10 protein-coding genes are annotated in these 10326 nt (G+C 62.4%); 8 read left to right on the top strand and 2 right to left on the bottom strand.

Annotated features, from left to right (window positions below; translation table 11 throughout):
- The first annotated feature begins 254 nt into the window (after positions 1–254).
- The gene (locus AC0L2Y_RS30030) at positions 255–2696 is read left to right on the top strand and encodes a GcvT family protein (protein ID WP_473561447.1); all 2442 of its coding nucleotides are present in this window, start codon (positions 255–257) and stop codon (positions 2694–2696) included.
- Positions 2697–2848: 152 nt separating this feature from the next.
- Positions 2849–3664 carry a methyltransferase domain-containing protein gene (locus AC0L2Y_RS30025; protein ID WP_473561445.1) on the top strand — a complete coding sequence of 272 codons (816 nt, stop codon included), beginning with the start codon at positions 2849–2851 and terminating at the stop codon, positions 3662–3664.
- Here AC0L2Y_RS30025 and AC0L2Y_RS30020 read toward each other — a convergent pair whose 3' ends face one another.
- Positions 3665–4057 (bottom strand): DoxX family protein, encoded by a 393-nt coding sequence (locus tag AC0L2Y_RS30020; protein WP_473561443.1) that lies wholly within the window; start codon positions 4055–4057, stop codon positions 3665–3667.
- 180 nt (positions 4058–4237) lie between these two features.
- On the opposite strand from AC0L2Y_RS30020, the gene AC0L2Y_RS30015 reads away from it, so the two are divergent.
- A complete protein-coding gene (locus tag AC0L2Y_RS30015) occupies positions 4238–4744 on the top strand; it encodes a hypothetical protein (protein ID WP_352491127.1) in 507 nt (168 codons plus the stop codon).
- Positions 4745–4861: 117 nt separating this feature from the next.
- Here AC0L2Y_RS30015 and AC0L2Y_RS30010 read toward each other — a convergent pair whose 3' ends face one another.
- Positions 4862–5638, bottom strand: a complete 777-nt coding sequence (locus tag AC0L2Y_RS30010; RefSeq protein ID WP_473561442.1) for a VOC family protein — start codon at positions 5636–5638, stop codon at positions 4862–4864.
- Positions 5639–6026: 388 nt separating this feature from the next.
- Between AC0L2Y_RS30010 and AC0L2Y_RS30005 the strand changes: the two genes are divergently transcribed.
- The 5 genes from AC0L2Y_RS30005 (at position 6027) to AC0L2Y_RS29985 (ending at position 10203) form a co-directional block, all read left to right on the top strand.
- Positions 6027–7376: an NAD(P)-dependent oxidoreductase gene (locus tag AC0L2Y_RS30005; protein WP_473561441.1), complete on the top strand. Its 1350-nt coding sequence runs from the start codon at positions 6027–6029 to the stop codon at positions 7374–7376.
- The gene (locus AC0L2Y_RS30000; protein ID WP_473561439.1) at positions 7376–7732 is read left to right on the top strand and encodes a hypothetical protein; all 357 of its coding nucleotides are present in this window, start codon (positions 7376–7378) and stop codon (positions 7730–7732) included. The genes AC0L2Y_RS30005 and AC0L2Y_RS30000 overlap by 1 nt, the downstream gene beginning before the upstream one ends.
- A 65-nt stretch (positions 7733–7797) precedes the next feature.
- On the top strand, positions 7798–9111 hold the full coding sequence (gene preA / locus AC0L2Y_RS29995) for an NAD-dependent dihydropyrimidine dehydrogenase subunit PreA (RefSeq protein WP_473561437.1): 1314 nt from the start codon (positions 7798–7800) through the stop codon (positions 9109–9111).
- Between the two features lie 100 nt (positions 9112–9211).
- Complete coding sequence (locus tag AC0L2Y_RS29990) at positions 9212–9730, top strand: RrF2 family transcriptional regulator (RefSeq protein ID WP_473561435.1); 519 nt, start codon at positions 9212–9214, stop codon at positions 9728–9730.
- Between the two features lie 14 nt (positions 9731–9744).
- A complete protein-coding gene (locus tag AC0L2Y_RS29985) occupies positions 9745–10203 on the top strand; it encodes a carboxymuconolactone decarboxylase family protein (RefSeq protein WP_352505556.1) in 459 nt (152 codons plus the stop codon).
- The last annotated feature ends 123 nt before the right edge of the window (positions 10204–10326 follow it).

Below are 10326 nucleotides of genomic sequence, written 5' to 3'. Positions count from 1 at the left end.
ATTTGTCGCCGCCAAAGGCTATGGAGAGACATGTCCTTGACCGTTTGCGCTGCCCCTCACCCTTACCCTCTCCCCGTCAAGAACGGGGAGAGGGGGGCGTCGGCGTTGGAGCTAGACCCTTCTCCCCGTTCTTCACGGGGAGAAGGTGCCGGCAGGCGGATGAGGGGCAGCGCCGAGCTTAGGAACTCTGAATTGACCTCTCCCCTCTCGAATCCACTAACCCATCCAATTCTTTGAAATAACGAGAAAATCCCATGAAATCGCATGCAAAGGTCGTGGTTATCGGCGGTGGCGTCGTCGGGTGCTCCGTGCTGTTCCATCTGGCCCGTCACGGCTGGACCGACATCGTGCTTCTGGAGCGCGATGAATTGACCTCCGGTTCGACCTGGCACGCGGCCGGCGGCATGCACACCATCAATGGCGACCCCAACGTCGCCAAGCTGCAGAAATACACGATCTCGCTCTACAAGGAGATCGAGGAGCTGTCCGGCCAGGCGACTGGCGTGCATCTGACTGGCGGCGTCTTGCTGGCGGCGACCGAGGCGCGGCTCGACTGGCTGCGCGGCGTCGTCGCCAAGGGCCGCTATCTCGGCATCGATCTCGAGGAGATATCGCCTGATGAGGCGGCCGGGCTGATGCCGCTGCTCGATCCCAAGCAGTTCGTCGGCGCTGTGCGCAACAAGGAGGACGGTCATCTCGACCCGTCCGGCGTTACCCACGCCTACGCCAAGGCCGCGAGGAAGCTTGGTGCCGAGGTCGAGCGCTTCACCAAGGTCGAGGACATCGTGCGACGCGCCGACGGGTTGTGGCGTGTCATTACCAACAAGGGCGAGGTGGTGGCCGAGCATGTGGTCAACGCCGGCGGCCTGTGGGCACGCGAGGTCGGCCGCATGGTCGGGCTGGAGCTGCCGGTGCTGGCGATGGAGCACATGTACCTGATCACCGAGGACATGCCGGAGGTGGCCGCCTGGAACCAGAAGACCGGCACGGAGATCATCCATGCAGTCGACTTCGATGGCGAACTGTATCTGCGCCAGGAGCGCGGCGGCATGCTGATGGGCACTTACGAAAAGGCCAACAAGCCATGGTCCGAGTTCCAGACGCCGTGGAATTTCGGCCACGAGCTGCTCGAACCCGACATCGACCGCATCGCGCCATCGCTGGAGGTCGGCTTCCGGCATTTCCCGGCCTTCCAGAACACCGGCATCAAGCAGATCATCAACGGACCCTTCACCTTCGCACCGGACGGCAATCCGCTGGTCGGGCCGGTGCGCGGCCTGCCGGGGTTCTGGGTGGCCTGTGGTGTCATGGCGGGGTTCTCGCAGGGCGGCGGCGTCGGGCTGGCGCTGTCGAACTGGATGATCGAAGGCGATCCCGGCGCCGATATCTGGGCGATGGATGTGTCGCGTTACGGTGACTGGGCGACGATGGCCTACACCAACGCCAAGGTGCGCGAAAACTATTCGCGGCGGTTTTCGATCCGCTTCCCGAACGAGGAACTACCGGCCGGACGGCCGCTCAAGACGACACCGGTCTACGATCTGTTGTCGGTCAAGGGCGCGCAATGGGGGGTCGCCTATGGGCTGGAGGTGCCGCTCTGGTACGCGCCCGAAGGCGTCAAGGACGAATTCTCCTGGCGCCGCTCGAACGATTTTGAGCATGTCGCCAAAGAAGTGGAGACGGTTCGGCAAGGCATTGGCCTGTCGGAAATCTCGTCATTCGCCAAATACAGGGTAACCGGCGCGGGCGCTGCAGCCTGGCTCGACCATCTGCTGGCCTGCAAGCTGCCAAGGCCCGGCCGCATGACGCTGGCGCCGATGCTGAAAGAGGACGGCAGGCTGATCGGCGATTTCACGCTGGCCAATCTCGGCGGTCTAAATTCTGAAGATGACGATTGGTTCCTGGCCGGCTCCGGCGTTGCCGAGCAGTACCATATGCGCTGGTTCGAGGGGCATCTGCCGAAGGACGGCTCTGTCAGCATCGAGGCGCTCGGCGCAAAACTGACCGGCTTGTCGATCGCCGGGCCGAGCGCGCGGAACCTTCTTGAAAAGGTTACGCAGGCGGACGTATCCAATGCCGCGTTTCCATTCATGGCCATCAGCAAGATGGATATCGGCATGGCGCCATGCCTGGTCGGACGTGTCAGCTATACCGGCGATCTCGGCTATGAAATGTGGGTGGCGCCGGAATATCAACGCGCCGCCTATCAGGCGCTGGTGGCGGCGGGCGAGGAATTCGGCATCGGCCTGTTTGGCTCGCGCGCCCTCAACGCATTGCGGTTGGAGAAGAATTACGGCTCGTGGGCGCGCGAATACCGGCCGATCTATGGGCCGTTGGAAGCCGGGCTCGACCGCTTCGTCGCCTACGGCAAGCAGGCCGATTTCATCGGCAAGCAGGCGGCGCTGGCCGAGCGCAAGCAAGGCGGCAGACTGCGGCTGCGGGCCTTTGTCGTCGATACCGTCGATGCCGACGTCATCGGCGACGAGCCAATCTGGTATGGCGGTGCCGTGCGCGGCTGGGTCACATCAGGCGGCTACGCGCATCACTCAAAAAAGTCCGTCGCCATCGGCTATGTGCCGAAAGAGATCGCCGACGACGTCGAAGGTTTTGAAATCGAGCTATTGGGCAAACGCCACGCCGCGCGCATGCAGCCGACCCCGCTGTTCGACGCGAATTTCGAGCGGATGCGTGGGTGAGGAACCGGTTCGCGCAGCGAATTCGCCGTGCCGGTGGCATGGCGAAAGGGAGGAAGAAGTCTCGCGACACCGGAAATTCTTTCGTCCAGTGATCTTTCGTTTTATTATCGACGCGTGGCGGGCGGCTGGATGATGGCTCTGGAGGAGCCGCGATGCCCGACGTCTATTCGCAGATCACGACCGCTGATCCATCAGTTGTTGCAATGCTGATCAATGCCTTGGAGCTGCGAGCTGCCGACCCGCGCCAGAAGGCGATCCGCCAGGCCTTCTTCTCGTCGATCGATTTTCCTGAAAACGCACGCGTCCTGGAGGGCGGCTGCGGCACTGGAGCGATCTGTCGCGAGCTCGCACTGCTGTCAAACGTTCGTGAAGTCGTCGGGCTCGATCCTTCGCCGATATTTCTGGCGAAGGCACGCGAGCTCGCTGCGACCATCCCTAACCTCACCTTCGTCGAAGGAGACGCGCGGTTTCTGCAGCACGAAGACGCCTCATTCGACGTGGTCATCTTTCACACCTGTCTGACGCATGTGCCCGGTCCTGAAAAGGCGTTAGAGGAATCGCTGCGCGTGCTTCGGCCAGGCGGCTGCCTGGCAATCTTCGATGGCGACTATGCGACGACAACCGTTGCCATCGGCGATCATGATCCGCTGCAGGATTGCGTAGACGCCGCGGTTGCGGCGCTGGTGAACGACCGGTGGCTGGCACGCCGGTTGCCCCTGCTGGTGAAATCAGCAGGCTTTGTCGTCGAAAAGTTCGAAAGCTACGGCTACACGCCGATCGCCGCGCCTGATTACATGCTGACTCTGGTTGATCGTGGCAGCGATATACTTGCCGGCCGGAAACGGCTGGATAAGGCGCTTGCCGACGGGCTGAAGCACGAGGCGCGGCGGCGGGTCGAAACCGGAGAGTTCTTCGGCTTCATCGCCTTCGCCGGCCTGATTGCGCGCAGGCCGAGGCTGACGCACTAATTATGAGGCGCGGCGGTTGTCCAGCGCCAGGGCGCCGGCGCCGGCGAACACCAGATAGAGGAAGATGAAGCAGAACGATATTGCCGCATCGCCGCCATTGTTGACCGGGAAGAAGTCGCGCGGCATGTGCGCCATGAAATAGGCGATCGCCATCTCGCCGCTGAGAAGGAATGCCACCGGCCTGGTGAAAAGCCCCAATACCAGGAGGATGCCGCCGGCGAATTCCAGGACGGCCGCAGTCAGCGATAGCCCGCTCAGGGCGCCGGCATGGTCGCCGGCGGGAAAATTGAACAGCTTTTGCGTACCATGTTCGATGAATTGCAGTGCCGTCATTATGCGCAATGCGGCCAGAGCCTGCGGCTGATATCTGGCAGGGCCGTCGAAAAGCTTCATCTAAGACTCCATTTTACCCCCGAACCGGCCATAGATTATCGCCCGGCAGGGAACCATTCACTTCGCATGGCCCGCCATAAACAATCAGTGATGGAAATGTTCCTCGTCCTTTCAATATTTTTCTCTCCAGGGTTGTATTTAAACCGCTATAGTTGTACTGAGATCCAGACACTCCAAGCCATGTGGGTTCCGTTTGCCATGAGAAAAGTCGTCGTCAGCCTATTCGCCATCCTTGCAGGCACCAGCGTCGCCATGGCCGACGACGCCGGCTGTGCTGCTTTCAAATGGCCGGTGACGCGCGAGGAGGCCCTGTTTGCGGCGGCGCCCGCCGCGCAGTCCGGCGCTGACCTTTCGGTCGGCGAGGCTGCAGATGTGGCGTTGGCGCCGGTCGGCACGATCAGCTTCACCGTTCCGCCGGAACGCGCGCCGGCAGCCGGTACATTCGGCGCGACGGCGAGCGTAGCCGTGCCCCCGGAGGGAGAGCTCCAGATCAGCCTGTCTGATGAGGCCTGGATCGATGTCGTTCAGGACGGCAAAGCCGTGAAGTCGGCGGCTTTCAGTGGTATAAAAACCTGTCCGGGGATCCGCAAGAGCGTGCGCTTCAAGCTAGCCGCCGGCCCGGCGACCATCCAGCTCAGCGGCGCCAAGAAGCCCGATCTCAAAGTTTCCGTGCTGACGCCGGAATAGTTCTCAAAGAGCGTAAGGTTGGAGGGACAGCGCCCCTCTCTGTCCTGCCGGACATCTCCCCCACGAGGGGGGAGATCGGTTTTTGCTGCCGGTTTCGCCAATCGCGACGCGACGTTGCTACCGCACCGGTGCCATTAGCGCGAAATGGGCGCCTTGCGGGTCCGTGCACTGCACGATCCAGCTGCCGCCGGGGACCTCCATCGGACCCATCAGGATCTTGCCGCCATTGTCGGTGACGCGCTTGGCTGCCGCGTCGATGCCGGGCACGTTGAAATAGAACTGCCAGACCGGCACCGGGATCTGCTCGGGCTTGTTCATTATGCCGCCAACGGGCTCGGCGCCGAAGGCGAAAAGCTGGTAGACGCCCATCGGACCCATGTCCATGGCGTCGCCCTTCTCCCAGCCGAACTGGCTGGAATAGAAATCGAACGCCGCCTTCCAGTCTGACGTGTAGAGCTCATGCCAGCCGATGTTGCCGGGTGTCGTCAACGGCAGCGGCGGCTGGTCGGGGCCGCTGGGCTGCAAGAAGTTGAACATCGCACCTTGCGGATCGGCAACGACGGCGAAGCGGCCGACGCCAGGAATTTCGTCGGGCTCGCGGTGAACCGCGCCACCAGCCTTCTTGAGGGACGCCGTTGCGGCATCGATGTCCCTGGTGAGGATATAACCGATCCAGGCCGGCGGCATGCCCATCTTGCGCGCGTCCTCGGGCAGCGTCATCAGCCCGCCGACGCCGCGCTCGCCGACATTCATCACGATATAGCGCGGCATGCCAGAGGCCCCTTCGAAAGGCTGCCCCCTCCAGCCCACCACGGAGGTGTAAAACGCCTCGGCGGCGTCGAGATCGGTGGTCATCAACTCGTACCAGAAGAAGGGCATCGGGGACTGTGGCATTGTCGTACTCCTTGCGGTTTGTACATCGATCATGCGCGATCCATTCTAGGACGATCTTCACGACGAAAATCCGACAGCCAACCAAAAAAGACAGCGGCAAACTGGAAATGTTGCCGGGTTGCGCGCCCTGCGGTTTTCGACCTTGCTTGCAGTCAACGAGGGGTTGTTAATCCATGCGCCGGATGTCGCTCACTTCCGAACTTGTCGCGCTGTGCCATCGAGAGAGCCGATCCGTACCTGCTTCGTGACGCGCATGGCCGTTTCGGAAAACATGACTATTATAATCATGTTTGTGAAGGTTTTCAGCGAGTTGCGGCGAAAATTGACCAATTGATAAAAAAATAAAACGTGCTAGCCTTCCCCAAAACAAGAACATGGGGAACTGACGATGCCAGAAGGCCAGTTCAAGCAAGGCATTGCCGGCGGGCGGCTCTCGCCGGAGCAATATGCCGATAATTTCGCCGACCTGCACCCGCCGCTCGATCATCACGAGGCGCTGGTCGAGTCCGACCGCTGCTATTTCTGCTATGACGCGCCGTGCATGAATGCATGCCCGACCTCGATCGACATCCCGCTGTTCATCCGCCAGATTTCGACCGGCAATCCGATCGGTTCAGCCAAGACTATTTTCGACCAGAACATTTTGGGCGGCATGTGCGCCCGCGTCTGCCCGACCGAGACGTTGTGCGAAGAGGTCTGCGTGCGCGAGGTGGCAGAAGGCAAGCCGGTGCAGATTGGTCGCCTTCAGCGCTACGCCACCGATGTCGCCATGGCCGAAAACAAGCAGTTCTATAAGCGCTCCGAACCGACCGGCAAGACGGTCGCCGTGGTCGGCGCCGGACCGGCCGGGCTTGCGGCCGCGCATCGGCTTGCCCGCCACGGCCACGACGTGACCATCCTGGAAGCCCGGCCGAAGCCCGGCGGCCTCAATGAGTACGGTATCGCCGCCTATAAGAGCGTCGACAATTTCGCCCAGGCCGAAGTCGACTATGTCACCTCCATCGGCGGCATCGACATCCAGAACGGCAAGGCGCTCGGCCGTGACTACCAGCTGTCGGACCTGACCAGGAATTACGATGCGGTGTTCCTCGGCATGGGGCTTGCCGGCGTCAATGCCTTGCGAGCGGATGGCGAGGAGGCGCAAGGCGTCACCAATGCCGTCGAGTTCATTGCCGAGCTTCGTCAGGCCAGTGATCTGGCCAGCCTGCCGGTCGGCCGGCGTGTTGTCGTCATCGGCGGCGGCATGACGGCGATCGACGCGGCGGTGCAATCGAAGCTGCTCGGAGCCGAAGAGGTGACGATCTGCTATCGGCGCGGCCCGGAGCACATGAATGCCTCCGAATTCGAGCAGGATCTGGCTGCCGCCAACGGCGTCACCATCCGGCACTGGTTGCAGCCGAAGCGGGTCATTGCCGACGCCGGCAAAGTGTCGGCGATCGAGCTCGAATACACCGCGATGGACGGCGACCGGCTCGTCGGCACCGGCGAGCGGCTGACGCTGACCGCCGATCAGGTGTTCAAGGCGATCGGCCAGAGCTTTGTCCCGGCTGCGCTCAACGGCAGCGGAGCCTTGCTTGCCCTGGAAGCCGGCCGCATCAAGGTCGACGCCGAAGGCCGCACCTCGTTGCCAAACGTCTGGGCCGGCGGCGACTGCATCTTTGGCGGCGACGACCTGACTGTCTCGGCCGTCGCGCAAGGCCGGGACGCGGCGGAGAGCATCAACCGGGCTCTGCGATGATGGCGCCGGTACTCGCTGTCGCTGTCGTCATCGGCGCTGCGGCAATGCAGGCGGTTTCACCAGACTATTGGCTGTACACGCAATGGTGTGACGAGAAGGGTGACGAGCGGATGTTCGTAGAAGCGTCCGGCGTCGGCTTCAACGAGCACACGATCTGCCAATGGACATCCGGGCCGCCAGCTGGCGACTTGGTTGTGACAGCGGTTTCATGCGCGAACGTCTATCCCAACGGAGACGAGACCGTGCGCATGGACGAAAGCATGGTCAAGCTGGAGGCGCGCAAGGGCGATCCGGACAGGATCACAGTTACGGTCGAAGGCGAACCACCGGCGGTTTTTCTTCGATGCGAGGAATGATCCGGGTACGATAGTCAACGCTGTAAGGCGGCGGTGAGCCCGCCGCAGCCAGAGGAGAAAGACCCATGGCAGACATCCGCAACAATTTCGTCGGCATCAAGTCGCCGAACCCGTTCTGGCTGGCGTCGGCGCCGCCGACCGATAAGGCTTACAACGTCATTCGCGCCTTCAAGGCGGGCTGGGGCGGCGTGGTGTGGAAGACGCTCGGCGAAGAGGGCCCACCGGTGGTCAACGTCAACGGGCCACGCTATGGCGCGATCTGGGGCGCCGACCGTCGTCTGCTTGGCCTGAACAATATCGAGCTGATCACCGACCGCGACCTCCAAGTCAACCTGCGCGAGATCAAGCAGGTCAAGATGGACTGGCCCGACCGGGCGATCGTCGTCTCGCTGATGGTGCCGTGCGAGGAGCATGCCTGGAAGGCGATCCTGCCGGTAGTCGAGGAGACCGGCGCCGACGGCATCGAGCTCAATTTCGGCTGCCCGCATGGCATGTCGGAACGCGGCATGGGTGCGGCGGTCGGCCAGGTGCCGGAATACATCGAAATGGTGGTGCGCTGGTGCAAGGCCAACACCCGCATGCCTGTTATCACCAAGCTGACGCCCAACATCACCGACATACGCAAGCCGGCACGCGCTGCCCTTGCCGGCGGCACCGATGCGGTGTCGCTGATCAACACCATCAATTCGATTACCGGCGTCAATCTCGATAGTTTCGCACCGGAGCCAACGATCGACGGCAAGGGTTCGCATGGCGGCTATTGCGGCCCGGCGGTGAAGCCGATCGCCATGAACATGGTGGCCGAGATCGCGCGCGACCCGGAAACGAAGGGCCTGCCGATCTCCGGTATCGGCGGCATCACCACCTGGCGTGACGCCGCCGAATTCATGGCGCTCGGCGCGGGCAACGTGCAGGTGTGCACGGCGGCGATGACCTATGGCTTCAAGATCGTGCAGGAGATGATCGCCGGCCTGGAAAACTGGATGGACCAGAAGGGCCATGCCTCTCTCGACGACATCATCGGCCGGGCCACGCCCAACGTCACCGACTGGCAGTATCTCAACCTCAACTACATCGCCAAGGCGCGCATCGACCAGGACGCCTGCATAAAATGCGGCCGCTGCCACATCGCCTGCGAGGACACCTCACACCAGGCGATCACCAGCATGGTCGACGGCGTCAGGCATTTCGAGGTGATCGAGGCCGAATGCGTCGGCTGCAATCTCTGCGTCAATGTCTGTCCGGTCGAGAACTGCATCACCATGGAGCCGCTGGCGGTCGGCGTGATGGATCAGCGCACCGGCAAGCCGGTATCGCCGATCTATGCCAACTGGACGACGCACCCGAACAATCCGATGGCCAAGGTGGCGGCGGAATAGCATTGCGAAAAAAGCGGCGTTCACGGGCGCCGCTTTTTAATTTTCCTATTGCGGATAAAAGTTATCCACGATAATCTATATCCATGAACAGGAGAGTGGAATGAAGCTGGGCGAAGGCGTCGAAGCGGCCATTCATTGCGCCACGATGCTTGCCGGGGTTGATGGCGCCGCGACCTTGCCGGGTGCTGCCATGGCCGAAGCGTTCGGGCTATCGCCGAGCTATCTGATTAAGCATCTCAACGCGCTGACTGCGTCGGGCATTCTGGAATCGGTGTCGGGGCCGTCCGGCGGCTACCGGCTGGCGCGGCCGGCGGAACGCATAACGCTGCTCGATATCGTGCTGGCCGTCGAGGGTCGCGAACCGGCCTTCCGCTGCGCCGAAATCCGCCAGCGCGGCCCGGCGAAGCTCGATGCCTCGGTGTATGTCAAACCTTGCGGCATCAACGTGGCGATGCTGAAGGCCGAGCGCGCCTATCGCGCAGCGCTCGCCGACGCCCGGCTGTCCGACATCGTGGCGGACTACACGGCCGATGCCGATCCCCGTTCGGTCGCCGCCAACTGCGCCTTCGTCGAGCGCCACCAGCGGCCGCAGAAATCAGGTTCAACCAAGCAAGCATGAAAGGGCTACAGACGATGAAACAGAGGCTGCAATTTTTCGGCGCGGCGCCGGAGATCATGAAGGCGGTGTCGGCGCTCAACAAGGCAGTCGACGAATGCGGGCTCGAAAAAAGCCTGTTGCATCTGATCAAGCTCAGGGCGTCGCAGATCAACGGCTGCTCGTATTGTGTCGAGATGCACAGCCGCGAAGCGCGCCGCGACGGCGAAAGCGAGCAGCGGCTCTATCTGGTCTCCGCCTGGAAGGAATCGCCGCTGTTTTCAGAGCGCGAACGCGCAGCCTTGGCCTGGACCGACGCGCTGACCAGGATTGCCGACAACGGAGTATCGGACGAACTCTATGCAAGGACGCTCGAATATTTCTCGGAAGAGGAGCTGGTCAAGCTCTCGGTTGCGCTCGGCATGATCAACACCTGGAACCGGCTTTGCGTTCCGTTCCATGCAATCCATCCGATGCCAGCGGTCTTGGCCGCTTGAGCATGGACCAGGGGGGGGGGGGGGGGGGGGACCCCCCCGGGGGGGGGGGGGGGCCCCCCGCGGGGGTTTTTAAAATTTTTTTTTTTTTGAATTTTAGGGCCCCCCGGGGGGGGGGGGGGGGCG

It is taken from the genome of Mesorhizobium sp. WSM4830 (genome assembly GCF_055811495.1).
Note: the sequence above shows the minus strand (reverse complement) of the source record. Positions and strands in the feature narration are given on the sequence as shown.

Excerpts from the sequence above, each read along its gene's own strand:
- AC0L2Y_RS30000 (WP_473561439.1), top strand. The coding sequence starts at position 7,376 with ATGGCGCCGGTACTCGCTGTCGCTGTCGTCATCGGCGCTGCGGCAATG.
- AC0L2Y_RS30015 (WP_352491127.1), top strand. The coding sequence starts at position 4,238 with ATGTGGGTTCCGTTTGCCATGAGAAAAGTCGTCGTCAGCCTATTCGCC.
- preA (WP_473561437.1), top strand. The coding sequence starts at position 7,798 with ATGGCAGACATCCGCAACAATTTCGTCGGCATCAAGTCGCCGAACCCG.
- AC0L2Y_RS30020 (WP_473561443.1), bottom strand. The coding sequence starts at position 4,057 with ATGAAGCTTTTCGACGGCCCTGCCAGATATCAGCCGCAGGCTCTGGCC.
- AC0L2Y_RS29985 (WP_352505556.1), top strand. The coding sequence starts at position 9,745 with ATGAAACAGAGGCTGCAATTTTTCGGCGCGGCGCCGGAGATCATGAAG.
- AC0L2Y_RS30025 (WP_473561445.1), top strand. The coding sequence starts at position 2,849 with ATGCCCGACGTCTATTCGCAGATCACGACCGCTGATCCATCAGTTGTT.
- AC0L2Y_RS29990 (WP_473561435.1), top strand. The coding sequence starts at position 9,212 with ATGAAGCTGGGCGAAGGCGTCGAAGCGGCCATTCATTGCGCCACGATG.
- AC0L2Y_RS30010 (WP_473561442.1), bottom strand. The coding sequence starts at position 5,638 with ATGCCACAGTCCCCGATGCCCTTCTTCTGGTACGAGTTGATGACCACC.
- AC0L2Y_RS30005 (WP_473561441.1), top strand. The coding sequence starts at position 6,027 with ATGCCAGAAGGCCAGTTCAAGCAAGGCATTGCCGGCGGGCGGCTCTCG.
- AC0L2Y_RS30030 (WP_473561447.1), top strand. The coding sequence starts at position 255 with ATGAAATCGCATGCAAAGGTCGTGGTTATCGGCGGTGGCGTCGTCGGG.